Source organism: Agromyces excoecariae (assembly GCF_051715505.1).
Taxonomy (GTDB): domain Bacteria; phylum Actinomycetota; class Actinomycetes; order Actinomycetales; family Microbacteriaceae; genus Agromyces.
The window spans coordinates 632,555-655,983 of the sequence record NZ_JBPSLA010000001.1; the positions used below are offsets into that span (position 1 = coordinate 632,555).

Below are 23,429 nucleotides of genomic sequence, written 5' to 3' on the forward strand. Positions count from 1 at the left end.
GGCGCCGCGCTACGCGGCCGTGCCGTCCGCGAGCAGCTCGAGCGTGCGCACCCGGCCGGGCGACGCGTCGGCCGGCTCATCCGCGCGCGCACCCGCGATCGGGGTGAGCATGACCTCGTCGATGCCGTGGCGTTCGGCGAGGGTGCGCACCGCGGATGCCGCGGCATCCGCCTCGCCGATCACCCACCGGGTGCGCATGCGCGCGATCACGTCCTCGGCGTCGGAGTCGCGCGGCGCGGCCTGCGCCTCCTCGACGGTCTCGAGCGGGCGCATCGGCCGGTTGAGGCGCAGCCGTGCCATGGCGCGCAGCTGCGGCAGCGCCCGCGCCTCGGCCTCGTCGAGGGTGTCGGCGACGACGGCGTTCAGGGTGAGGATCGTCTGCGGCGACGGATGGCGCTCGCTCGGCCGGTAGCCCGAGCGGTAGAGCTCGAGCGCCTGCTCGAGGCCCTCGCCCGAGAAGTGGTTCGCGAACACGTACGGCAGCCCGAGCTCGGCGGCGAGCCGTGCCGAGTAGTCGGAGCTGCCGAGCAGCCACAGCTCGGGCACGGCGGTGGCCGCCGGCGTGGCCTGGATCGGGTACTCGCGTCCGCTCGTCAGTCGCAGCATCGCCCCGTCGGGCGAGAGCAGGCTCAGGATGTCGGCGACGTGGTCGGGGAACCGGTCGACGTCGGCGGTCGGGCCGCTCACGCGCAGGAGCTGAGTGATCACCGGGTCGCTGCCCGGGGCCCGCCCGATGCCGAGGTCGATGCGGCCCGGTGCGAGCGCCTCGAGCGCCGCGAACTGCTCGGCCACGACGAGCGGCGCGTGGTTCGGCAGCATCACGCCGCCCGAGCCGACGCGGATGCGGTCGGTGCGCGCGGCCGTCGCGGCGATGAGCACGGGCGGCGTCGTCGACGCCACCGAGGGCATGTTGTGGTGCTCGGCGAACCAGTACCGGGTGAAGCCGAGCCGGTCGGCGGCCTGTGCGAGGGCGACGGATGCCGCGACGGCCTCGGCCGTGGACTGCCCGCTCCGCACGGGGATGAGATCGAGGACCGAGAGGCGTGGCGAGAGAGGCATCCCCCAGTCCAACCGGGCGCGCAGGCGCGCTATTCCGGGCGACGGGGCGAGGGCCGGATCCCCGTCGGATGCTCGGGATAACCCTGAGCGGATCGGCGGGATCCTCCTGATCCTCGAGGGCCTGCCGCGGCATTGGATGGAACTCGTGTCGTGAGCGCCCCCGGTGATCCGGGCGGCCGTCGGACCTGGCCTGAACGGCCGCCGCCCGGCCCGCGACCACCACCCGTGAAAGGACCACCAGTGAACCCGCTTGCCTCCGAGACCGTCGCAGCCGAGACCGCGGCAGCCACCGATACCCCCGCTCCGGCCGACTCGGCCGCTCCGGCCATGCCCGCCATGTCGCTCCGCGAGTCGTTCGCGATCCTCGCCGAGCGCCTCGACGGCCGTCTCTCGCTGCCGGGGGAGCCCGGCTACGACGCCGACCGCCTCGCCTGGAACCTCGCCGTCGACCAGCGACCCGCCGCGGTCGTGGTCGCGGCATCCGTCGCCGACGTCGCGCGCACCGTGCGCACCGCACGCGAGCTCGGCCTCGCGGTCGCGCCGCAGGCCACCGGCCACAACGCCGGACCGCTCGCCGAGGGCCGGGGCCTCGCCGACGCGATCCTGCTCCGGACCCACGAGCTCCGCGCCGTCGAGATCCGTCCCACGCAGCGCCTGGCACGGGTCGAGCCCGGCGTGCTCTGGGGCGACGTCGTCGCCGCGGCCGCACCGCACGGCCTCGCCGCGCTCGCCGGCTCCTCGCACGACGTCGGCGTGGTCGGCTACACGCTCGGCGGAGGCGTCTCGTTCCTCGGGCGTGCGCACGGCCTCGCCGCCAACCACGTCACGGCGGTCGAGCTCGTGACCGCCGACGGCGAGTTCCGCCGGGTCGACGCGCAGCACGACCCGGAGCTGTTCTGGGCGGTGCGCGGCGGCGGCGGAGACTTCGGCGTCGTGACCGCGCTCGAGTTCGGCCTGTTCGAGCTCGACCAGGTCGTGGCCGGCGCGCTGTTCTTCCCGATCGAGCGCACCGAGGAGGTGCTGCAGGCGTGGGGCGAGTGGACGCGCTCGGTGCCCGACACCGTGACCTCGGTCGGTCGGGTGCTCCGGTTCCCGCCGATGCCCGAGCTGCCGCCGTTCCTCTCCGGGCAGTCGTTCGTGCTCGTCGAGGCCGTCATCCAGGAGTCGCCCGAGCGCGCCGACGCGCTGCTCGCCCCGCTCCGCGAGCTGGGACCGGCGATGGACAGCGTGCACCCGCAGGCGCCGGCCGAACTGCTGCAGCTGCACATGGACCCGCCCGGACCGACGCCGGGTCACGGCGACGGCATGATGCTCACCGAACTGCCCTCCGACGCGATCCGCGCGTTCGCCGCGGCGGTCGGACCCGGCTCCGAGACGGCGCTCCTGTCGGCCGAGATCCGCCACCTCGGCGGGGCGTTCTCGCCGTCGGCCGCGCTCGAGGTCGCCGCGGATCGGGGCCTGCCGATCCCCGGCGCGGTCGGCGGCCTGGAGGCCGAGTACCTCGTCTACGCCGTCGGCATCGCGGTTCCGGAGACCATCGAGTCCGTCGTGGCCTCGCTCGGTCGGCTGCTCTCGCGCATCGAGCCGTGGCGCGCTCCGATCGAGTACCTGAACTTCGCCGAGCGCCAGACGACGGGTTCGCGGTTCTTCGGCGACGACGGCCGGCTCGCGCGGCTGCGCGCGATCAAGCACGCGGTCGACCCCTCGGGCGTCATCCGCTCGAACCACCCGGTCGGCCGCTGACGCGACCACGCGGCGGACGGGCCCGACGGATCGTCGGGCCCGTCCGCCGGTACCGCGCCGGTGCGGACGCCCCCGCGTCGCGCCACCCGCCGAGCGCACCGTCGAAGGACGAATGGGTCTGTCGGTTCCGCGCCGAGGTTCCTAGGCTGGGGGACACGCGACGACGTCGTCGCCGGACCTGGGGGAGGGACGTATGACGGTTCACCACGAGCTGCCCACCACGACCGATTTCGCGACTCTGGCTGGTGAGCACCACCCCGCGATCACGATCTACGCGGCCACGTCACCCGTGGTCAGCGAGCGCGAACGCTCCGAGGTCGTCGTGAAGAGCGCGTTCGACGAGGCCATCGACCGCATCCGCACCGACGGCGCCGAGACGGCCGAGGTCGACGCCCTCAAGGCCGAGCGCGATGCCGTGCTCGCCGACCGCGCGCTCTGGGCGGGGCTCTCGCGCTCGCTCGCGATCTTCGTCGCGCCCGGCTTCACCGACGTCTACGTGCTGCCGAACCGTCTCGACGACGCCGTCCACGTCGGCTCGCACTTCGTGCTCGGGCAGTTGCTGCGCGCGCCCAGCCAGGACCAGGAGGCGTTCGCGGTCACGCTCTCCTCCAACGAGTGGGCGCTGTGGCACGCGCTCCCCACCGCGCGCGCCGAGCAGATGCCGCTCGACCCCGAACTGCCGCGCAACCTCGACGACGCCGCGAACCGCGAAGCCGGCGAGGGGCTGCGTCGCCGCGGCGGCGGGCACGGCGATCGGGGGACGAACGAGGGCGACCGGCGCCCCGAGATCCACGACATCTACGCCAAGCGCGTCGCCGACGCCGTCTGGCACGAGCTGCAGGAGCACGACCCGGATGCGAAGGTGCCGCTCTTCGTCTTCGCGGCGGAACCGCTGCTCAGCTCGTTCCTCGATCGGGCGCACAACGGGCGCCGCGTGGTCGGCGTGCAGGGCGGCCCCGATCGGCTCGGCGCCGCCGAGATCGACGGCGAGCTCCGCCAGCAGCTCGCCCAGCTGAACGTGAACGAGGCGAAGACGGCCCTCACGGGGCTCGCCGACGGCAGTGCCGGGCGAGTCGAGCGCGACCTGGCGGCGATCGGGCGGCTCGCCGCCGACGGCGCCGTCGAGCGGCTGTGGTTCGACTTCACGACCTCGGTCAACGGCACGCTCGACCACGACTCGGGTGCGATCGAGTTCGCGACCGACCACGGCGAGGGCGACGCCCTCTCGGACGGCCGGCGTGCCGGCGATCTCCTGCCCCAGCTCGCGATGCTCGTCATCGCGCGCGGCGGCAAGGTGGTCACCGTGCGCGGCGACGACCTCGAACACGCGGTCTGGACGGGACCCGCGATGGCGGAGCTGCGCTTCGCCCTCGCCTGATCGGCCCGCGGCGCCGGTCGTGGCCGACCGGCGCCGTTGGCCGCCACGGCCTCTCAGACGGCGAGCGAGAACCGCGGGGTGACCCTCGCGAACCGGTCGCGCAGCGCCTCGATCATCCGCACCGCGGCATCCGTCATCGCATTCGCGCCGACGGGCAGTGCCCGACCCGCGATGCCGGCACGCCGGCGCGTGGTCGCGCGTGCGCCCGCGCCGAAGGAGTCGTCGGCCTCGAGGACGGGGAGCACGACGGCGGGCTGGCACTCGAGGTGCACCTCGACCTCGTGGGTGCGCTCGTCCTCGATGATCGCCTCGAACGGCACGCGGACCGTGCGGAAGCGTCCCCGACGACGAGGCGGCGCCGACTTCAGGCCGATGGCGAGGCGGTCGGCCGGCGTGCCCCCGAACGGCGTGCGCGCCACGGCGACGACGTCGACCCGCCACAGCTCGCTCGGGCAGGTCGCGACACCGGAGAGATGGATGACGCGGATACCGCCGCTCGTGACCGCGACGGCGGCGAGGTCGTCGACGATGACGTGCGCGTGATCGATCGTGTGGGCCATGTTCGCCGACGGTACGGACCTCGGATGCCGCCGACATCAGTGCTGACGCTGAGATCGCGACCCTAGGCTGACGGAATGCGATTCGGATTCTTCGTTCCCCAGGGCTGGCGTCACGACCTCGTCGGCATCGAGCCCGCCGACCACTGGTCGACGATGCACGGCCTCGCCGCGTTCGCGGACCGCGACGGCTCTCCGTGGGAGTCGATCTGGGTGTACGACCACTTCCACACGGTGCCCGTGCCGAGCGAGACCGAGGCGACCCACGAGGCGTGGTCGCTCATGGCCGCCTATGCGGCGTCGACCTCGCACGTGCGACTGGGCCAGATGTGCACCTGCATGGCGTACCGCAACCCGGCCTACCTCGCGAAGGTCGCCGCAACCGTCGACCTGATCTCGGGCGGCCGCCTCGAGATGGGCATCGGCGCCGGATGGTACGAGCACGAGTGGCGGGCGTACGGGTACGGGTTCCCGCATGCCCCCGAGCGGCTCCGGATGCTGCGCGAGGGCGTCGAGATCATGCACCAGGCGTGGACCACCGGGCGGGCCAGCCTCGACGGCGAGTTCTACCGAATCGACGAGGCCATCGTCCAGCCGCGCCCGTTGCAGGAGGGCGGCGTGCCGATGTGGGTCGCCGGCGGCGGCGAGAAGGTCACGCTGAAGATCGCGGCCGAGTATGCGGCATACACGAACTTCTACGGCAGCCCCGAGGAGTTCAGCCACAAGAGCGAGGTGCTCCGCGGGCACGCCGACCGGCTCGGCCGCGACTTCGGCTCGATCGTGCGCAGCGCGAACTTCAACACCGTGATCGGCGAGGACGAGGCCGACGTGGAGCGTCGCCTGGCGACCATCGAGGCGCGCGTGGCGGGCTCGGCCGGCCCGAAGGCCGCGGCGAAGTTCATCCACGACTTCCGGTCCGACGCGGCGATCGCGGTCGGCACGCCCGAGCAGGTGGTCGAGCGAATGCTCGACATGCGCTCGCGCGGCCTCGGTTACGCCATCCACTACTTCCCCGAGGCGGCGTACGACCGCTCGGGCCTCGAACTCTACGAGCGCGAGGTCATGCCCGCGCTCGCCTGAGCGGGGCGCGATCGGAATCGGCGCACGCGGGGCGCAACGGCGAACGGTCGCGGATGCCGGGTGGGACCTGGCATCCGCGACCGTTCGGTGCGAGTGGATTCGATGATCGCTCGAGCGGATGCCCGAGCTCAGGCGGCGCGGTCGGAGGCGACGGCGTCGAGCTTCGCGCCGAGCTCGGCGTCGGTCGGCTCGGTGAAGTGGGTGCCGTCGGGGAAGACCACGACGGGGATGTTGGTCCGGCCCGAGATCGCCTTCGCGCGGTCGGCGCCGTCGGCGACGACCATGAGGTCGATGTACTCGTAGTCGACGCCGCGGCCGTCGAGCAGCGCCTTCGATCGGCGGCAGTCGCCGCACCACTCGGCGCCGTACATGGTGATGCGGGCAGGGTTGAGGTCGGTGGCAGGGGAGGTCATATGCATAACCTACGTGGGTATCCTGTGCGAGATTCCCAGCAGTGGCGGATGCCTCGGGGAACGGTCCTCGCGTGGGGTTCCGGTGTCGTCGATCGGGTGCGAGGCTCGGGGTCATGCAGTTCGAGACCACGATGTCGCAGACCGGGAACAACACCGGGATCGAAGTGCCGGCCGAGGTCGTCGAGGCGCTCGGCGGCGGCCGGCGCGCTCCGGTCGTCGTGACGGTCAACGGATACGAGTACCGCAGCACGCTCGCCGTGATGGGCGGGCGGCACATGATCCCGTTCAGCTCCGACAAGCGCGCGGCGACCGGGATCTCGGGCGGCGATCCGATCGCGGTCGAGATCGAACTCGATGCCGCGCCACGGACGGTCGACGTGCCCGAGGACTTCGCGGCGGCGCTGGATGCGACGCCCGGCGCACGAGAGGCGTTCGACCGGCTGGCGCCGAGCCATCAGAAGGCGCACGTGACCGCGATCACCGAGGCGAAGGCGCCCGAGACGCGGGCGCGGCGCATCGCGAAGGCGATCGAGAAGCTCGTCGGAGCGTGACCGCGCTGGCGCCGGGCGGCGACCGGGTCGGCATCGCGAGCGGCGACGGGCCGGCCGCTAGCCGACCGGCTCGCGCTCCCACGCGGGCAGTTCGACGCCGACGAGCCGCGCGAAGGCGCTGAGCTGCGCGACTCCTTGGGGCGTGCGGGGCAGCGCGTCGAGCAGTCCGGGCGAGTGGATCAGGTAGGCGGCGACCTGCGCGCGTGAGATCGCGACGTTCAGGCGGTTCTTGAGCAGCAGGAACTCGACGCCGCGCGGTGCCGCGGCCGCCGACGACGCGGCGAGCGAGACGATCGCGACCGCGGCCTCCTGGCCCTGGAACTTGTCGACCGTGCCGACCGGGACCGCCGTGTAGCCCGCGTGGTCGAGCGCCGCGCGCACGACCGCGAGCTGTGCGTTGTACGGGGTGACGACGATCACGTCGCCCTGCCCGAGCGGTCGCGGCTCCGCGGCGACGGGGTCGCCCTCGCCGTGCGCGATGCCCGTGAAGGCGCGACCGAGCAGCGACCTGACGATGCGGACGACCTCCGCGGCCTCCTCGAGCGACTCGGTCGTGTTGCCCTCGTGCTCGATCGGAACCGGGGTCAGGCCGGGCTCGACGCCCTCGATGCCGCGGAGCCCGGCTGAAGGATGCGATGCGAGCTCTCCCTCGTATGACAGCGCCGAGACGGATTCGGCGAGCGCCGGATGCATCCTCCGGCTCTCGGCGAGGAAGTAGCCGAACTCGGCGCGCAGCACGTCGTGACCGTCGGCGATCCACCCGAGCGCGGACATGTCGACGGGTTCGGGGTGCGTGCCCTGGCTCACCTGCGGCAGTTGCTGCGGGTCGCCGAGGAGCAGCAGTCGTCGCGCGGCGACCGACGCGGCGATCGTCGAGGCGAGCGAGAACTGGCCCGCCTCGTCGACGACCAGGACGTCGAGCGCGCGTCGACCGACGCGGTCGGCATTCGCGAAGTCCCAGGCCGTGCCGCCGACGACGAACCCGGCGTCGCGGTTCGCGGCGATGAAGGCCGACATGCCGTCCTTCTCGATCGCCGTCCAGCCGCGCATCGCGTCGTCGCCGCGATCCTTCGGCGCCTTGGCGATGCGTCGCGGGTCGAGTCCTGCCGCGACGACCGCGTCGAGCAGGTGCTCGACGACCGCGTGCGACTGTGCGACGACCCCGACCTTCCAACCGTGGTGGCCGACGAGGCGGGCGATGACGTGCGCCGCGACGTAGGTCTTGCCGGTGCCGGGAGGGCCCTGCACGGCGAGGTAGGAGTCGTCGAGGTCGCCGAGGGAACGGACGACCGCGCCGACGTACTCGTGGTCGGGCAGCGGCGCGAGGGCGCCGGATCGCGTGCGCGGCGGGATACGTCGCAGCAGGTCGACCGCGGCGTCCTTCGGCCAGGCCGGAAGGCGGTCGACGATCGGGCGCGCCCACTCGGCGATCGCGGCCTTCTGGCGCCCGGCCGGCGGCGGGTTGCCAGGCACCAGCGCGAAGGGGAGATCGCGCCACGTGTCGTCGACCGTCGACCGCTCCTCGATCCGCACGCCGTCGGCCGTGGCCTCGAGTACCGTCGCCTTCGCCCAGGCGCGCGAGCCCGGTCGCCGTGAGAACGACGGGAACGGCGCCGGCCAGTCGTAGAGCAGGTACAGCTCGGCGCCGGCGCTGAACCGCGATCCCGGTGCGATGCGGCCGCGGAGGAGCAGCTCGCGCCGATCGAACTGCTGCCGCCCCTCGCGGTACCAGTCGTGCAGCACCACGGTGCGCGCCGGGTCGACGACGAGGACGTCGCGGTGGTCCTCCCAGGCCTCGAGCGGCTGCTCGACGCGGAAGAAGTGGCCCCACCAGAACGTCTTGAGCTCGCGCTCGTGGTAGTCGATCGCGGCGGCGGCGAGGGCCAGTGCCGTGCGGTCGGGGTCGTCACGGCGTTCGTCGGCGCCGCCGGCGAGCGCGGACAGCTCGGTCGCGAGCGGGCTCGCCGCGTACTGCTTCGCGGTCGGCTCGACGAGCAGGAGCGCCGGCACCGGCGCGACGCCGTGCGACCGCGCGAGGCCGAGCAGCCAATCGCGGAGCCGAAGCGTCGAGACGCAGTCGTACTCGTTGTACTCCGCGAGGTCGTCGAGCACGAGCTGTGCGGCCTCCGCATCGCCCGTCGCGGCGAGCTCGCGAGCGCGGACGTACTCGAGGATCGAGTCGCCGCCCGACTTCACGTCGGCCTCGCGCAGCGTGTCGCCCATGTATAGCGGCTCGAGCTTCTTGATCGAGTACGAGCGGCTCCCGACCCGCACTGCTCGCTTCACGATCGGGTAGAGGTCGACGAGCACCCCGTCGGCGAGCAGCTGGTCGACCTCGGCCTCGCCGACGCCGTGGCGTGCGGCGATCGACGTGAGGTGCGTGCGCTCGTAGCTCGCGTAGTGGTAGATGTGCAGGTTCGGGTGACGCTCCCGCCGCTCCTTGACGAGCTCGAGGAATCGCACGAGCGCCTCGCGCTCCTCGGCGAAGCCGTGCGCCCAGATCGGCGTGAACACCTCGTCGACGTCGACCATGCCGAACAGGTAGTCGAGACCCCACTCGGTCGCCGCACCCTCGGTGTAGAGCGGATCGCCTTCGAAGTCGAAGAACAGGTCGCCCGCGTCGGGCTCGGGGATCGCCGCCAGTGCACCCGGCTCGCGCACCTCGACGGGCGGCGGCAGCGGCGGGTCGTCGGGCGAACGGTCGCCTGATGCCTCGGCGTCGCGCGCCTCGACCTCGGCGACGAGCTGCAGTCGAGCCTGCACGCGCAGGCCCTCCAGCGTGGCCTCGAGCACGCCGTCGACCGGGCCGGCCGAGGCCGCGAGCTCGTCGATCGTCGTGATGCCCGCAGCGTGGAAGTGCGCGCGCTGGGTGATGCGGAGCCCCGCGACGAGCAGCAGGTCGCGGTTCGCCTGCACCTCGAGGTCGCAGGTCGGGCACCGCCCGTCGAACGCATAGCGCGGGTCACCCCACTCGACAGGGCCGTCGGCGGTCACGCGCTCCTCGACGATCTGCCGCAGGCGTTCGCGGCGGAGCAGGAACACGGGCTCGATGTCCTCGAGCCGGTGGGTGCTCGTCGTGCCGTCGCCGAGCAGCAGCTCGACGGTGTCGGCACGCGGCACGCCGATGCGGTCGAGCTGGGCGGCGTACGCCGCGAGCTGGAGGAGCGCCGTGACGCGCGCACGGCGCGCGAGCTTGGAGTCCTGCACGAGGTAGCGCCCGTCGGGTTGCCGCACGATGAAGTCGGCGAAGCCGACGAACCCGTCGTCGACGAAGGTCGCCTGGAAGACGACGGGCGCACCCGACTCGAACGCGGCGCGAGTGGCCGCGACCGCTGCCTCGAGCTGCGCCGGATCGCGCAGGTCGGGCCGGGCGATCTCGACGACGCCGTCGCCGAACTCGGCCCGGTAGCGGTCGAGGACCCGGAGCTCGTGTGCATCGCCCATCCGCCCCGCCCGCTCGAGCATGGCGTCGGCCACGGGCTCGAACCGCGTGTCGCGGCCGAGCTTCACGTCGAGCTCGCGGAGGAACGCGAACTCGCAGTCGGAGGCCTTCTTGAGGTCGCTCGCGCTCGTGACCACCATGCCGTCGGCCAGGTACATCGGGCTCCCTCCGCCGCTTCGGTCGAGACCACCGTATCCGCGGCATCCGACATCGCCGCGAGTCGGTGGCCGGGCCCGGCCGGCCTCCTTCAGGCCGAGCGCTCGCGACGCTGCACCATCCGAGCGAGGTCCACGCGGTTGGCGGCGCCCGTCTTGCGCAGCAGGTTCGAGATGTGCGAGCTGACCGTCTTCTCGCTGATCGTCAGCAGCGCGGCGATCTCGGCGTACGTGCGACCGTCGACGATGTACGGCAGCAGTTCGCGCTCGCGGCGCGTGAGGGGGAAGTCGCTCACCTCGTCGTCGTCGACCGCCCCGTCCGGGTGCAGCCGGACGCGCGACCACGCGGCGAGCGACTCGAGCTCGGCGGCGAGCCCCTCGGACTGCGTGCGCTCGGCGATCGCCGCACCGCGCCGGAGCAGTGCGACCGCCTTGGAACGACTGCCGTGGTCGCGGACGAGCCCTCGTTCGGCACCCCGCCGGCACGCATACGCCTCCTCCCAGGCGAGCTCGGCGGCCGCGCAGGCGTCGGCCGCGGCACTCCACCGTTCGAAGGCCTCGTCGTCGTCCCGCGAGCGGGCGACCTCCGCGTCGTAGAGCGCGTCGAGTGCGACGAGGTCGCGGGGATACGAGGTGCCCATCCGTCGAGGAAGCACTCGCGGGTGCGCCTCGCGGAACGCCTCGAGGTCGTCGAGCGCTCGGCCGGGGGATTCGCGGCGGTCCCGCGCGGCGTCGATGAGATCGGCGTGGGCTCGTGCGGCGAGCGGTACGAGCCACTCGGTGGCGTGGGTGCCGGTGTACGCCTCGATGGCCGGTCCGAGCACGGCGAGCGCCGCCTCGGGCTCGCCGGCGGCGATCATGGTGGCGCCCTCAGCGACCGCCCGGGCCGGGACGACGTACGACGGGACGGTGGGGAATCGCTCACGTGCGCGCTGCAGTTCGGCCTCGGCCTCCTCGACGCGACCCTGGTAGGCCGCGAGCCGCGCGGCGACGCCGCGCAGGCTCAGGTCGACGAAGTCGGGCGGATGCTCGGTGCGCACGAACCGCAGCGCCGATCCCACGCCGCCGACCTCGCCGATGGTGAGCCAGCTCGCGGCCTCGGTCACGGCCATCGCCGTGGTCACGCGGTGCGGAGCGCCGGCCTCGACGAGGATCTCCCGGAGCTCGCGGAGCCGGGTCGCCGCCTGGCGGTAGCCGGGCATGGAGTACGCCACCCAGAACGAGGCGAGTGCGGCCGGCCAGAAGTGCCGGCCGGGGATGGCGACGGCGAACGTCTCCTCGGCCAGACGCGTCGCGGCCGCGAGGTCGCGGGTCGTCGCGGCGACCTGACCCGCCGCGGCGAGTGCGTAGGCGAGCGCTTCGCCGTCGTCGATGCGTCGTGCCAGCTCGAGTGCCTGCGCGGCATGGGCGATGCACGCGGGGTCGCCCTCGAGGTTCTCCGCATGCGCGAGGTCGCCGAGCGCGAGGGCGTACTGCCGCCCGTTCACGTCCGACGATGCGTACTCGAGGATCTCCTTCGCGTTGGCGACGGTGTTCAGCTCGCCGCCGATGCGGAACTGCAGCCGCTGCCGTCTGAGGAGCAGTTCGGCGGTGGCCACCGGGTCGGCGTCCCGGTCGACCCGGTCGAGCAGGGCGGACACGGCGGCGTACTCGTCCTCGTCCTCGGCGACCGCCGCCGCGGCATCGGCCCAGGCCGCGAGCACCGCCAGCTCGTCCATGCGGTCGACGTCGGGCGCGGCCCCGGCCAGTTCCGCGTTCCGGCGGGCGAGTCGCAGTCGGGTCGCGTCGTCGACGCCCTCGAGCGCCTCGATCGCCCGACGACTCGCGACGATGCACGCGGCCGCGTCGCCCGCCGCCGCGAGGTGGTCGGCGAGGTCGACGAGCACGTCCGCTCCGTCGAGCCCGCTCTCGATGGCGAGTGCGGTGCTGCGGGCGAGCACCGCGTGGCGTTCACGGCGCTCGACCTCGGGGACCGAGGCGACCAGGAGCTCCGCGATGAGCGGGTGGTGGAACCAGACCCGGCCCTCGGAGTCCTGGTCGAGCACCCGGACGGCGATCGCCGGGCGCAGGTCGCGCCACGTGTCGCGCCACGCGGCGTGGATCTCGGCGAGGCCGGCCGGCCGGACCGGCTTGCCGTGGATGGCCAGCATCACGGTGAGCTCTCGGGTGCGCTCGGGCATCTGCGACCACGACTGCAGCAGTGCGGAATCGAGGTCGGCGGCCGTCGTCGGAGCAGCGAGCGCCGCGGGATCGAGGCCCTCCACGAGGAGCCGAGCATGGTACGGGTTGCCTCCGGTGCGGGAGAGCACGTCGGTCACGAGCGTCTCGTGCGGCGTCTCGTCGAGCAGCCCGGCCAGCAGGTCGCGGACGCCGAGGCGGTCGAGCGCTCCGACCTCCAGCGAGCGCGTGCCGGGCAGTCGGAGCAGGTCGGCGCACCAGCGATCGACCTCGCGAGCGTTGCCGGAGCGAACCGTCGCGATGACGCCGAGCGGCCGATCCTCGGCGCCTCCGGCGAGGAACATCAGCGCGTCGAGCGTGCTGGAGTCCGCCCACTGGAGGTCGTCCATCGCGATGACGACCGGCCGCTCGTCGAGCAGGCGCTGCACGGCGGTGTCGAGCCGAACCGGCACGGGAGACCGGACCGCCGCATCGTCGGGTACGCCTTCGGCCTGTGCGAGCAGGGAGCGGACGGCGAGGTTCGGCACCCTCGTCGTGAGTGGGAGGTTCCGGGCGGAGAGGATGATCGCGCGGCCCTCGACGGCGCGGCACGCGGCGGACATGAGCGCGGTCTTGCCGATCCCCGGTTCACCGCGGAGAACGACCGTGCGCGCCTCGCGGCGCAGCACCGCATCGAGTTCGTGCGACAGCGCCGCGAGTTCTCGCTCGCGCCCTGCGAGTCGCGGCGGGTCGGCCCCCATGCGGTCAGTCTGTCACGGATCCGAGGGTCGCTCAGGGAAAGATCGAGGGCCTGCTCCGGATGCCACGGGCTCCGACGCGCGGTGCCGGAGTCATTCGCGTGCGGCGAGCGTCCCCCGGTCGAGGCCGAGCATCCCCTCGACGGCGCCGTGGATGAGCGACCCGCGATCGCTCGCGTCGCCCCAGCGGACGAGTGCCTGCGCGTTCAGCCCGTCGATCATGCCGAGCAGCTGCCAGGCGGCCGCCGCGGCATCCTCCGTGCGGAACCCGGCCGTCGCGACGCCGTCCTCGATGACCCCCTGGACGACGACCTGCCAGGCGTCCATCTGCACGCGCACGGATGCCGCGAGCGCCTCGTTGCGGCGGCCCATCGCCCACGCCTCGACCCAGACGACCGTCACGTCGTCGCGCGTGCCGTCGAGGAGCGTGTCGAGCAGGGCGCCGAGTCGTTCCCGCGGGCCGGGACGTGCCGCGAGGAACTCGGAGACCTCGTCGATCTCGGCCGCGACGATCGCCGCGAACGTGTCGGCGACGAGGGCGTCCATGCTCGGCTGGTAGTGCGCGACGAGCGCGGGGGCGACGCCGGCGCGGGCCGCGATGGCGCGCAGCGTGATGGCCGTCAGCCCCTGATCGAGTGCGAGCAGGCGCGCGGCCTCGGCGATCTCGGCGGATCGCTCGGCGGGGCTCTTCCGCGAGGCTCGGGTTCGCACGGGTGTTGACATCGTCAGGCCAGTCTAGGTAGTCTCCAACGTTATTGATCGCATGATCAATATATCGATCCCCTCGATCGAACATCCCGCCGTCGAACGACGAGGTTCCGCACATGAGCATCCAGACCCCGGAGGAGATCCGCGCCGACGCCGCCGCGACGCCCTCCGTGCACGCCGCGCCCGCGGCATCCGCCCGCGCCCACGACCCCGTCGCTCCCGCCGCACCGGCCGCCGACCGCGTCGGCCACGTCGAGCAGCACGGCACCGAGCACGTCCCCGCATCCGAACGCCACGGCCGCCCGTCGAGCCTCTTCTGGGTATGGATGTCGGCCAACGTCGGCTACCTCTACTTCGTCGTCGGCGGCGTGCTGATGCTCCTCGGCCTGCCGCTGTGGGAGGCGCTCGCGATCACCGTCGTGGGCAACCTCTGGTGGGCGCTCGTCGGCTGGCTCGCCGTCAGCGGACCGGTCTCGGGCTCGCCGAGCGTGTCGATCATGCGCGCCATGTTCGGCATCCGCGGCAACAAGGTCTTCGGCGCCGGCCTCGGCGTGCTGATCGGCCTCTTCTACGAGATCATCAACGTCGCCTTCGCCACGCTCGGCGCCATCGCGCTGCTCGCGCACGTCGGCATCGCCCTCCCGGCCGGCGGCGAGTGGGCCGTGCTCGCCGTCATCGGCGTGCTCAGCTTCGTGATCGGCGTCTACGGCCACGCGACGATCCTGGCGCTCGCGCCGTGGTTCTCCGCCGCGCTCGCCGTGGTGTTCGTGGTCCTCGCCGTCTTCGTGTTCGGCGCCGCCGACTGGACCTACGACGTCGAGCCGCTCCCGATCGCCGACCATTGGGCGCTCGTCATGCTGGGCCTCGCGATCGTCGCCTCGAGCCCGCTGTCGTGGGGCATCGGCGCCGACTACGCGCGCTACCTGCCTGCGGACGTCTCGAAGAGGGCCGTCGCGTGGTACACGGCGCTCGGCGGCTTCGTGCCGGCGGTGCTCATCGGTGCGCTCGGCGTCGTCGCCGGCACCGCGATCGACATGTCCGACCCCGAGCTCACGATCGGCGAGATCGTGCCGGCCTGGTTCACGCCGCTCTTCCTCGGCATGATCGTGCTCTCGAGCATCACCAACAACGTGCTGGTCGCCTACTCGACGGGCTTCTACGCGCAGGCACTGGCCGAGCGCATCTCCCGTGCAGCGACCACGATCGTGACCGGCGTCGTCGCGACGGCGGCCGCGGGCTGGGTCCTCTTCCTCTCACCGAGCTTCCTCGACGCGCTGAGCGCCTCGCTCGAACTCGCCGTCACGGTCTTCGGTCCGCTCGTGTCGATCTACGCCATCGACATCGTGCTGCGCCGCAACCGCTACGACGGCGCCGCGCTCGACGACACGCGCCGCGGCGGCCCCTTCTGGTACCACGGCGGCGTGTTCCTGCCGGGCGTCGTCGCGATGGCGACCGCGATCACGATCGCCGTGCTCTCGGCCAACACGACCCTCTACGTCGGGCCGATCTCGAACGCCCTCGGCGGCGCCGACCTGTCGGCCCTCGTCGGACCGGTGCTCGGCGCCGGCGTCTACGCCCTGCTGTGGCTGACCACCGACCCGTACCGCGACCCCGCGAAGCGCCCGGGCGCGGCGTCCGCTCGCCACGCGGCATCCGCTGCGCCGGCCGAGACCACTGCCATCATCGAGACGGATGCCGCGGCATCCGCACGCACGAACGGAGACCACGCATGAACTGGCGCATGCCCGCCGAGACCGCTCGGCACGAGCGCACCTGGATGGCCTTCCCGAGCGAGGGGCCCACCCTCGGCGAGAGCGCCATCGAACGCGAGGAGGCGTACGCGGCGTGGACCGCGGTCGCCCACGCGGTCGCCGAGTTCGAACCCGTGACCATGCTCGTCGACCCGACCGAGCGCGACCGCGCCGCGGGGATGCTCGGCGACGGCATCGCCCGGGTCGAAGCGCCCGTCGACGAGTACTGGATGCGCGACCACGGCCCGACCTTCGTCGTCGACGACGAGCGCCCCGGCGTGCTCGGCGCGGTGGACTGGACCTTCAACGGCTGGGGCGACCACGAGTGGTCGGCGTGGCGCAAGTCCGCAGAGCACGCGCGCATCATCGCCGAGCTCGTCGGCGCCGAGGTCGTGTCGAGCATGCTCGTGAACGAGGGCGGCGGCATCCACGTCGACGGCGAGGGCACGGTGCTCCTCACCGAGACCGTGCAGCTCGACCCGCGTCGCAACCCCTACGCCGACCGCGCCCGCGTCGAGGCCGAGATGGCCCGCACGATCGGTGCGACGAAGGCCGTCTGGCTCCCGCGCGGCCTCACGCGCGACTACGACGAGTTCGGCACGAACGGCCACGTCGACATCGTCGCGACGCTCGCCGCTCCCGGCCGCATGCTCCTCCACCGCCAGGACTCGCCCGAGCACCCCGACTTCGAGGTCACGCGCGACCTGCGCGCGCAGCTCTCCGAGCAGACGGATGCCGCGGGCCGGCGCTTCGAGATCCTCGACCTGCCCGCACCGGCGGAGATCCGCGACGGCGACGACTTCGTCGACTGGAGCTACGTCAACCACCTCGTCGTGAACGGCGGCGTCATCGCGTGCGGCTTCGGCGACGAGCGGGCGGATGCCGCCGCGCGCGACATCCTCGAGGCGGCCTACCCCGGCCGGACGGCCGTGACGGTCGACGCCCGGCCGCTGTTCGCCCGCGGCGGCGGCATCCACTGCATCACCCAGCAGCAGCCGGAGGTGACCCGATGAGCGCCGTGTCCGACGCCCGGCCGTTCGACGTCGTCGAGGCCTCGATCGCCGACCTGCGTGCCGCGCTCGAGTCCGGTCGCACGACCTCGGTCGCACTCGTCGAGGCGTACCTCGCGCGCATCGACGCGTACGACGGGCCCGACACCGAGACGGCACTGAACGCCGTCGTGGTCCGCAACCCCGACGCGCTCGACGAGGCCCGCGCCTCCGATGCCCGCCGCGCGCGCGGCGAGCTCCTCGGCCCGCTCGACGGGATCCCGTACACCGCGAAGGACTCCTACCTCGTGCAGGGACTCACCGCGGCATCCGGGTCGCCGGCGTTCGCCGACCTCGTCGCGCAGCGCGACGCGTTCACGATCGAGCGCCTCCGGGGCTCCGGCGCGATCTGCCTCGGGCTCACGAACATGCCGCCCATGGCCAACGGCGGCATGCAGCGCGGCGTCTACGGCCGCGCCGAGAGCCCGTACAACGCCGACTTCCTCACGGCCGCGTTCGGCTCGGGCTCGTCGAACGGTTCGGGCACGGCGACCGCGGCCTCGTTCGCGGCGTTCGGCCTCGGGGAGGAGACCTGGTCGTCGGGCCGCGCGCCGGCGTCGAACAACGCGCTCTGCGCCTACACGCCCTCGCGCGGGGTCATCTCGACCCGCGGCAACTGGCCGCTCGTGCCGACCATGGACGTCGTCGTGCCGCAGACGCGCACGATGGCCGACCTGCTCGAGGTGCTCGACGTCATCGTCGACGACGACCCGGAGACGCGCGGCGACTTCTGGCGCACGCAGCCGTGGATCGAGCTGCCCGCGGCATCCGCGGTGCGCCCCGCGTCGTACCCGGCGCTGGCCACGGATGCCGCCGGCGCATCGGCTGTGCTCGCCGGCAAGCGCATCGGCGTGCCGCGCATGTACGTCAACGCCGACCCCGAGGCCGGCACGGCCGCGCCGGGGGAGACCGTCGGCATCGGCGGGTCGACCGGGCAGCGCATCGAGACGCGCGCGTCGGTGATCGACCTCTGGGAGGACGCCCGCCGCGACCTCGAGTCGGCGGGCGCCGAAGTGGTGCTCGTCGACTTCCCGGTCGTGTCGAACTACGAGGGCGACCGCCCCGGTGCGCCCACGATCGCCACGCGCGGGCTCGTCTCGCCGGAGTACCTGAAGCGCGAGATCGTCGACCTCTCGGCGTGGGGCTGGGAGGACTTCCTGCAGGCCAACGGCGACCCGGCGCTCTCGACGCTCGCCGACGTCGACGGCGCGCGGATCTTCCCGCAGCCCGAGGGCGCCCTGCCCGACCGGTACACGGGCTTCGACGACGACATCGCCGAGTACCCCGCGTGGGTGCGCGCGCACCCCGGCGCCACGTGGGACGACATGCCCGAGCTCGAGGAGGGCCTCCGCGGCCTCGAGGAGACCCGTCGCGTCGACCTCGAGCAGTGGATGGACGAGCTCGGCCTCGACGCGGTCGCCTTCCCCGCCGTCGCCGACGTGGGCCCCGCCGACATGGACGTGGACCCCGCCTCGGCCGACCTCGGCTGGCGCAACGGCGTGTGGGTGGCGAACGGCAACCTCGTGCCGCGGCACCTCGGCATCCCGACCGTGACGGTGCCCATGGGGCTCATGAGCGACATCCGGATGCCGGTGGGCCTCACGTTCGCCGGTCGCGCCTACGACGACACGGCCCTGCTGCGCCTCGCGGCCGCGTTCGAGGCGCTCGCGCCCCGCCGCACGGCGCCGCCGCGCACGCCGTGAGGCGCGCTGACGTGCATCTGCGAAGCGGCCGTCGCATCGCGGCTCCAGGGCGTGGCTGCGCAGGTCGAGGCCGCGCGTGTCGTCTCGGTCTGGAGCGCTGATACGGTGGCGGTACTCTCCGCTGGCCCTACCCCGAAGCGAGCCCGATGTCGCGTTCCATCAGCCGGTCCCTCCTTGCCGCCATCTGCGCGATCCCGCTCGTACTCGGCGTTGCGGTGCCGGCCGATGCGGCGGAGTCCACCGGCACCGTGCGGGGCACGATCAGCGACCCGGCCGGTGGACTGCTCATCCGGGAGGAGACGAACATCACCGTGTCGCTCTACAGCGGTGATGAACTGGACACCCCCGTCCTCTCGACCGATCTCCTCCCGGCCGACTACGGAGGGTTCGAGATCACCGCGGTGCCCGCGGGGCGGTACTCGGTCAAGTTCGACGTCCACAACCGATTCCACGTCGGGGAGTGGTGGGGAGACACCCGACGGGCCGCCGAACGCGCCTTCATCGACGTCGCCGAGGGCGGCACGATCGACCTCGACGTGCGGCTCTCGGCCCCGGTCGCGCTGCGGGGTACCGTGACCGGACGCGACGCGCCGGCCGTGCGCACCGACGACGACATCCGGGTGAGCGCCACGAGCGGCGACGCCGAACTCGACGCGTGGCTTCCCGGCCGGATCGGTACGTCGGACGTGCCCGGGGAGTACTCCCTCCGGCTCCTGCCCGGCACGTACGACCTCTCGTTCGTGGACGCGACCGGCGCGCACCGCCCGCTCACGGTGCCTGATGTCGTCGTCGCCCCCGAGGGAACCACCCGTGACGTCGTACTCGAGGCGGCCCGTGCCTCGATCGGAGGAACGGTGTCGCTGCGGACCGCCTCCGGTGTCGCACCGGCCGACGTCGCCGGGATGCGTCTCTACACATGGTCCGCGGACGCCGGGGAATGGGTCGTGTCGAGCGGATGGTGCGGCCGGGGCGGGGCGCAGTTCCTCGTCGATTGCCTGAGCGCAGGTCGATACAAGCTCTCCGTCCTGGTGCTGTCGTCGGGCTTGGCGGAGGCCTTCTGGGGCGGGACGGACCTCGCATCCGCGTCCGTGATCGAACTGGCGGAGGGCGAGACCAGGTCGGGCGTCGACATCGTCGTGGACGATCCGGCCGGGTTCTCCGGCGTGATGGCGGAGCGGACGTCGGATGGGACGATCCTGCCGGTCAGCGGCGGCCGCGTCACAGTCTGGCGGAAGACGCCGGCGGGCGGCTTCGAGCCCCATCCGATCACGGAGGACGGCCGCGGCGTGGATCAGCTCGCGGCCAACGCCGACGGTACGTTCCACGGTTCCCTGCCACCGGGGACGTACCTCTTCAAGCTCTGGCACGACCGCTACCCGTATACGGGAGCCACGTACTTCGACGGGGCACGCTTCCTCGAAGATGCGACCGAGATCACACTCGGACTCGGCGAGCACCGGGATCTCGGCACGATCGTGCTGCCGGCGTCCTCCTTCAGCGTCGAGCGGATCGCCGGCGCCGACCGGTTCGCGACGGCGGTCGCGGTATCGCAGCGGATCGTCTCCACCGGGCAGCGGGCACCGGTGGTCTACCTCACGAACGCCTTCGACTTCCCGGATGCGCTCGGAGCCGGCCCTGCCGCGATGCGGGCCGGCGGCGTCATCCTCCCCGTCTCGCAGGGATCGGTTCCCGCTGCGGTCGCAGCGGAACTGCGACGCATCCGTCCCGAGCGCGTGGTCATCGCCGGTGGAAGCGCCGTGGTCTCGGACGCGGTGCGCGACGCCGTCCGGGAGATGGTCCCCGCCGGCACCGACCTCGTGCGACTGGGCGGGACGAGCCGATACGAGACCGCCGACCTGATCGTGCGCGACGCCTTCTCCGCCGGGGGGAGCCGTCACGCGATCGTCGCGACCGGCAGGACGTACCCCGATGCGCTCGCCGCCGGTCCCGCAGCAGGCCACCTCGATGCACCCGTCCTCCTCGTCGACGGCCAGCACGGACTTCAGGCGTCGACCAAGGCGACGATCGAAGCACTCGGCATCACGGAGGTGCACATCGTGGGCGGAACGGGCGCGGTCGGCACCTCCCTGGAGTCCGGCCTGAGCGCCCTGCTCGGCGACGCGCACGTGACGCGGCTCGCCGGAGCGGACCGGATCTTCACCGCCATCGCGGTCAACGAGGAGATCTTCGGCGCTACGGACACCGGGTACCTTGCGACGGCAGGTGGGTTCGCGGACGCGCTCGCCGGAGGGCCGCTGGCCGCGATGGAGGGCGCACCGCTGTACCTCAGCAGCCCCGGATGCGTCAACTACTGGGCGCTGCAGAGTATTCGGGAACGGCAGATCGCTCGACTCACGCTGCTCGGCGGAACCGGCGTGCTGAGCAGCGGGGTCGCACAGCTCACGACATGCAGGTGAGCACCTGCGTGCCGTGTCGGGAGGATCGGCCGTCCGGGTCGGAACACCCGGCGACCGGGACTCCCGCTACGATTCGGGGATGACGAATCCCGGCGCGATCGAAGACGTGCCCATCGGCGCCGAGATGATCCGCCTCGGGCAGTTCCTGAAGTTCGCCGGGCTCCTCGACTCCGGCGGCGAGGTGAAGGAGGTCGTCGCCGCGGGCATGGTGAGCGTGAACGGCGAGGTCGACCTGCGCCGCGGGCGCCAACTCCACCCCGGCGACGTCGTCGAGTTCGAGGGCCACCGGCGACGCGTCGCGCGCTGAGGGTCCGGAACGGGACGGGTCAGCGCACGTCGAACGTGCGCTCGTGCAACCCCGTCGCCCCGTCGGGCGCCACCGGCGCGCGGTCGGCGGTCTGGACCTCGCCGTCGGTCGAGGTCGCGCGCACCCGGATCGTGTGGCGGCCGGGCGCGGCATCCCACTCGTACCGCCACTGCACCCAGGTGTCGGTCGAGATCGCCGTCGCGAGCGTCGCGGGCTGCCAGGCGCCGCCGTCGACCTGGACCTCGACCGCCGAGACGCCCGTGTGCTGCTGCCAGGCGACCCCGGCGACGACCACGGTGCCGGCCGACACCGACTGCCCGACGCGCGGCACGTCGATGCGCGAGGAGAGCTTGATCGGGCCGCGTTCGCTCCACCCGCGATCCGACCAGTACGCGCGGTCGAGATCGAACCGCGTGACCTCGAGGTCGGTGACCCACTTCGTCGCCGAGACGTAGCCGTAGAGGCCGGGAACGACCATCCGCACCGGGAAGCCGTGCTCGACGGGCAGCGGCGTGCCGTTCATCCCGACGGCGAGGACGGCCTCGCGGTCGGGGTCGGTGAGCGCCTCGAGCGGCGTCGACGCCGTGAAGCCGTCGATGCTCCGCGAGAGCACCATGTCGGCGTCGGCGGTCGGCGCGGCACGGGCGAGCAGTTCGCGGATCGGATAGCCGAGCCACACGGCCGTGCCGATGAGGCTGCCGCCGACCTCGTTCGACACGCACGCGAGCGTCGTCACGCTCTCGCCGAGCGGCAGCGCGAGCAGTTCGTCCCAGGTGAGCTCGACCTCGCGGTCGACCATGCCGTGGATCCGCAGCCGCCAGTCGGCGGGGTCGACCTGCGGCACGTTCAGCGCGGTGTCGATGCGGTAGAACTCGCCGTTCGGCGTGATCACCGGCGCGAGCCCGTCGATGCCGAGCTCGGCGGATGCCGGGACCGACGCCGTCGTCGCGGGCGCCGGCAGCCGCAGGGCCTCGCGGACCGTGCTCACCGCGCGGGACCCGGCCGAGAGCGCGGTGGACGCGATCGCGGCGAGGACGCCCACCGCGGCGGTCCCGCCGGCCCACACGAGGAAGCGCCGTCGGTCGACGTCGGCGATGGTCGGGGTGGCGGATTCAGGCGCGCCCGATGCCTCCGGCGCCCGGGCGGACGGGCTCGCGGCCACCGCGGCATCCGTCGCCGGGGCCGACCCCGCGACCCGTGCCGGCACGGCGACCCGCTCCGCGGGCAGCCGGGTGAGCAGCATGGACAGCGCGCCCATCGCGGCGAGCGCGCCGATCGCGGCCGGCAGGATCGCGAGGACCGAGGCGTTCGCCCGGGTCGCCGCGGCGAGCGCGCCGAACACGCCGAGGATGGCGAACAGGCCGCGCCCCCACCGGGGATGCCGCGCCTCGAGCAGGCCGGCGAGGGCGCCCACGACGATGAGCACCACCCCTACTCCGATGAGCAGCGCGAGCTTGTCGGCGGTGCCGAACAGGGCGATCGCGGCATCCTTCCCCCACGGCGGGGCGAGGTCGATGAGCAGGCCGCCGATCGACGTGAACGGAGAGGCGGTCGCGGCGATGATCGCCGCCGCGAGCTCGCCGGCGCCGGCGCCGAACATCGCGGCCGCGACGCCCGCGAGCGCGGGCCGCAGGCGTCCGACGGGTGCGCGATCGGTCGGCATGCCCTCAGGCTACGTCCGACTCGGCGGCCGAGCGCCGGCAGCGGCCCTGCCGTAAGCGGTTCGTAAGGAGGACCGGATCCGCTACATCCAGGGCAGCGCCGGGACCAGCTGGTCAGTGAGGTAGGTGAACGACTGCGTCACCGCGCTCATGACCCAACCGAACAGGGTGACGGCGGCGGTCACGATCCACGCGATCGTCTGCTCCTGGCGGGTGCCGAGCACGCGCCTGCCGTCGTCGTCCCTCGCACTGTTGGTGAGCGTCAGCACGAGGTCGACGAGCCACCAGATGCCGAAGCCGCCGACGGTGATGAGCTTCAGGATGCCGGTGCCGACCTTGCCGAGGTAGAAGCGGTCGACGCCGAGCACGCCGAGCAGCCAGGCGAACAGCCACGTGGCGATGAAGGAGCGGTTGGAGGTCGCGTCCTCTGCGGCACGCGCGACCTGAGGGTTCTGGCCGGGCGCCGGGCCCGGCGGGTGGGCGGTCATGACGATTCCCCCTTCGTCACCGCCAACGATGCCGCCGTGAGGCCCCGCGCCG

Annotated in this window: 17 protein-coding genes; 9 read left to right on the plus strand and 8 right to left on the minus strand. The window is 73.0% G+C overall.

The window, feature by feature from the left end; all coding sequences use genetic code 11:
* Window positions 1–9: 9 nt before the first annotated feature.
* Complete coding sequence (locus ACSJD1_RS02960) at window positions 10–1,059, minus strand: LLM class flavin-dependent oxidoreductase (RefSeq protein WP_438853818.1); 1,050 nt, start codon at window positions 1,057–1,059, stop codon at window positions 10–12.
* A 240-nt stretch (window positions 1,060–1,299) separates the two neighbouring features.
* Here ACSJD1_RS02960 and ACSJD1_RS02965 point away from each other — a divergent pair, with 240 nt between their 5' ends.
* Both ACSJD1_RS02965 and ACSJD1_RS02970 read left to right on the plus strand, forming a co-directional pair.
* Entirely contained in the window at window positions 1,300–2,802 is a 1,503-nt protein-coding gene (locus tag ACSJD1_RS02965; protein ID WP_438853819.1) for an FAD-binding oxidoreductase, read from the plus strand.
* A gap of 193 nt (window positions 2,803–2,995) precedes the next feature.
* Window positions 2,996–4,180, plus strand: a complete 1,185-nt coding sequence (locus ACSJD1_RS02970; RefSeq protein WP_438853820.1) for a hypothetical protein — start codon at window positions 2,996–2,998, stop codon at window positions 4,178–4,180.
* A 53-nt stretch (window positions 4,181–4,233) separates the two neighbouring features.
* Here ACSJD1_RS02970 and ACSJD1_RS02975 read toward each other — a convergent pair whose 3' ends face one another.
* On the minus strand, window positions 4,234–4,740 hold the full coding sequence (locus ACSJD1_RS02975; RefSeq protein ID WP_438853821.1) for a hypothetical protein: 507 nt from the start codon (window positions 4,738–4,740) through the stop codon (window positions 4,234–4,236).
* A gap of 75 nt (window positions 4,741–4,815) precedes the next feature.
* Between ACSJD1_RS02975 and ACSJD1_RS02980 the strand changes: the two genes are divergently transcribed.
* On the plus strand, window positions 4,816–5,817 hold the full coding sequence (locus ACSJD1_RS02980; protein WP_438853822.1) for an LLM class F420-dependent oxidoreductase: 1,002 nt from the start codon (window positions 4,816–4,818) through the stop codon (window positions 5,815–5,817).
* A 128-nt stretch (window positions 5,818–5,945) separates the two neighbouring features.
* On the opposite strand, the gene ACSJD1_RS02985 is transcribed toward ACSJD1_RS02980, so the two are convergent.
* Window positions 5,946–6,230: a glutaredoxin family protein gene (locus tag ACSJD1_RS02985; RefSeq protein ID WP_438853823.1), complete on the minus strand. Its 285-nt coding sequence runs from the start codon at window positions 6,228–6,230 to the stop codon at window positions 5,946–5,948.
* A gap of 113 nt (window positions 6,231–6,343) precedes the next feature.
* On the opposite strand from ACSJD1_RS02985, the gene ACSJD1_RS02990 reads away from it, so the two are divergent.
* Entirely contained in the window at window positions 6,344–6,781 is a 438-nt protein-coding gene (locus ACSJD1_RS02990; protein ID WP_438853824.1) for a YdeI/OmpD-associated family protein, read from the plus strand.
* 57 nt (window positions 6,782–6,838) lie between these two features.
* Here the strand turns inward: ACSJD1_RS02990 and ACSJD1_RS02995 are convergent, their stop codons facing one another.
* The 3 genes from ACSJD1_RS02995 to ACSJD1_RS03005 all read right to left on the minus strand — a co-directional run bounded on the left by ACSJD1_RS02995 (window position 6,839) and on the right by ACSJD1_RS03005 (window position 14,016).
* Window positions 6,839–10,381 carry a TM0106 family RecB-like putative nuclease gene (locus ACSJD1_RS02995; RefSeq protein WP_438853825.1) on the minus strand — a complete coding sequence of 1,181 codons (3,543 nt, stop codon included), beginning with the start codon at window positions 10,379–10,381 and terminating at the stop codon, window positions 6,839–6,841.
* Window positions 10,382–10,470: 89 nt separating this feature from the next.
* A complete protein-coding gene (locus ACSJD1_RS03000) occupies window positions 10,471–13,296 on the minus strand; it encodes a helix-turn-helix transcriptional regulator (RefSeq protein WP_438853826.1) in 2,826 nt (941 codons plus the stop codon).
* Window positions 13,297–13,386: 90 nt separating this feature from the next.
* Window positions 13,387–14,016, minus strand: a complete 630-nt coding sequence (locus tag ACSJD1_RS03005) for a TetR/AcrR family transcriptional regulator (RefSeq protein WP_438853827.1) — start codon at window positions 14,014–14,016, stop codon at window positions 13,387–13,389.
* A gap of 101 nt (window positions 14,017–14,117) precedes the next feature.
* Between ACSJD1_RS03005 and ACSJD1_RS03010 the strand changes: the two genes are divergently transcribed.
* From ACSJD1_RS03010 to ACSJD1_RS03030, 5 genes are all read left to right on the plus strand, one after another.
* The gene (locus ACSJD1_RS03010; protein ID WP_438853828.1) at window positions 14,118–15,734 is read left to right on the plus strand and encodes a purine-cytosine permease family protein; all 1,617 of its coding nucleotides are present in this window, start codon (window positions 14,118–14,120) and stop codon (window positions 15,732–15,734) included.
* Window positions 15,731–16,765 carry an agmatine deiminase family protein gene (locus ACSJD1_RS03015; RefSeq protein WP_438853829.1) on the plus strand — a complete coding sequence of 345 codons (1,035 nt, stop codon included), beginning with the start codon at window positions 15,731–15,733 and terminating at the stop codon, window positions 16,763–16,765. The genes ACSJD1_RS03010 and ACSJD1_RS03015 overlap by 4 nt, the downstream gene beginning before the upstream one ends.
* Window positions 16,762–18,504, plus strand: a complete 1,743-nt coding sequence (locus ACSJD1_RS03020) for an amidase (protein ID WP_438853830.1) — start codon at window positions 16,762–16,764, stop codon at window positions 18,502–18,504. Before ACSJD1_RS03015 ends, ACSJD1_RS03020 begins: the two co-directional genes overlap by 4 nt.
* Before the next feature lie 146 nt (window positions 18,505–18,650).
* The gene (locus ACSJD1_RS03025) at window positions 18,651–20,921 is read left to right on the plus strand and encodes a cell wall-binding repeat-containing protein (RefSeq protein WP_438853831.1); all 2,271 of its coding nucleotides are present in this window, start codon (window positions 18,651–18,653) and stop codon (window positions 20,919–20,921) included.
* Between the two features lie 79 nt (window positions 20,922–21,000).
* Window positions 21,001–21,228: an RNA-binding S4 domain-containing protein gene (locus ACSJD1_RS03030; RefSeq protein WP_438853832.1), complete on the plus strand. Its 228-nt coding sequence runs from the start codon at window positions 21,001–21,003 to the stop codon at window positions 21,226–21,228.
* 19 nt (window positions 21,229–21,247) lie between these two features.
* Here the strand turns inward: ACSJD1_RS03030 and ACSJD1_RS03035 are convergent, their stop codons facing one another.
* Both ACSJD1_RS03035 and ACSJD1_RS03040 read right to left on the minus strand, forming a co-directional pair.
* Entirely contained in the window at window positions 21,248–22,891 is a 1,644-nt protein-coding gene (locus ACSJD1_RS03035; RefSeq protein WP_438853833.1) for a molybdopterin-dependent oxidoreductase, read from the minus strand.
* A gap of 81 nt (window positions 22,892–22,972) precedes the next feature.
* Window positions 22,973–23,377 (minus strand): TM2 domain-containing protein, encoded by a 405-nt coding sequence (locus ACSJD1_RS03040; RefSeq protein ID WP_438853834.1) that lies wholly within the window; start codon window positions 23,375–23,377, stop codon window positions 22,973–22,975.
* Between the last annotated feature and the right edge of the window lie 52 nt (window positions 23,378–23,429).

Bases quoted from the DNA above. Each gene is read 5' to 3' on its own strand.
- ACSJD1_RS02960 (WP_438853818.1), bottom strand. From the start codon at position 1,059: ATGCCTCTCTCGCCACGCCTCTCGGTCCTCGATCTCATCCCCGTGCGG.
- ACSJD1_RS02970 (WP_438853820.1), top strand. From the start codon at position 2,996: ATGACGGTTCACCACGAGCTGCCCACCACGACCGATTTCGCGACTCTG.
- ACSJD1_RS02975 (WP_438853821.1), bottom strand. From the start codon at position 4,740: ATGGCCCACACGATCGATCACGCGCACGTCATCGTCGACGACCTCGCC.
- ACSJD1_RS02980 (WP_438853822.1), top strand. From the start codon at position 4,816: ATGCGATTCGGATTCTTCGTTCCCCAGGGCTGGCGTCACGACCTCGTC.
- ACSJD1_RS02985 (WP_438853823.1), bottom strand. From the start codon at position 6,230: ATGACCTCCCCTGCCACCGACCTCAACCCTGCCCGCATCACCATGTAC.
- ACSJD1_RS02990 (WP_438853824.1), top strand. From the start codon at position 6,344: ATGCAGTTCGAGACCACGATGTCGCAGACCGGGAACAACACCGGGATC.
- ACSJD1_RS02995 (WP_438853825.1), bottom strand. From the start codon at position 10,381: ATGTACCTGGCCGACGGCATGGTGGTCACGAGCGCGAGCGACCTCAAG.
- ACSJD1_RS03000 (WP_438853826.1), bottom strand. From the start codon at position 13,296: ATGGGGGCCGACCCGCCGCGACTCGCAGGGCGCGAGCGAGAACTCGCG.
- ACSJD1_RS03005 (WP_438853827.1), bottom strand. From the start codon at position 14,016: ATGTCAACACCCGTGCGAACCCGAGCCTCGCGGAAGAGCCCCGCCGAG.
- ACSJD1_RS03010 (WP_438853828.1), top strand. From the start codon at position 14,118: ATGAGCATCCAGACCCCGGAGGAGATCCGCGCCGACGCCGCCGCGACG.
- ACSJD1_RS03015 (WP_438853829.1), top strand. From the start codon at position 15,731: ATGAACTGGCGCATGCCCGCCGAGACCGCTCGGCACGAGCGCACCTGG.
- ACSJD1_RS03020 (WP_438853830.1), top strand. From the start codon at position 16,762: ATGAGCGCCGTGTCCGACGCCCGGCCGTTCGACGTCGTCGAGGCCTCG.
- ACSJD1_RS03025 (WP_438853831.1), top strand. From the start codon at position 18,651: ATGTCGCGTTCCATCAGCCGGTCCCTCCTTGCCGCCATCTGCGCGATC.
- ACSJD1_RS03030 (WP_438853832.1), top strand. From the start codon at position 21,001: ATGACGAATCCCGGCGCGATCGAAGACGTGCCCATCGGCGCCGAGATG.
- ACSJD1_RS03035 (WP_438853833.1), bottom strand. From the start codon at position 22,891: ATGCCGACCGATCGCGCACCCGTCGGACGCCTGCGGCCCGCGCTCGCG.
- ACSJD1_RS03040 (WP_438853834.1), bottom strand. From the start codon at position 23,377: ATGACCGCCCACCCGCCGGGCCCGGCGCCCGGCCAGAACCCTCAGGTC.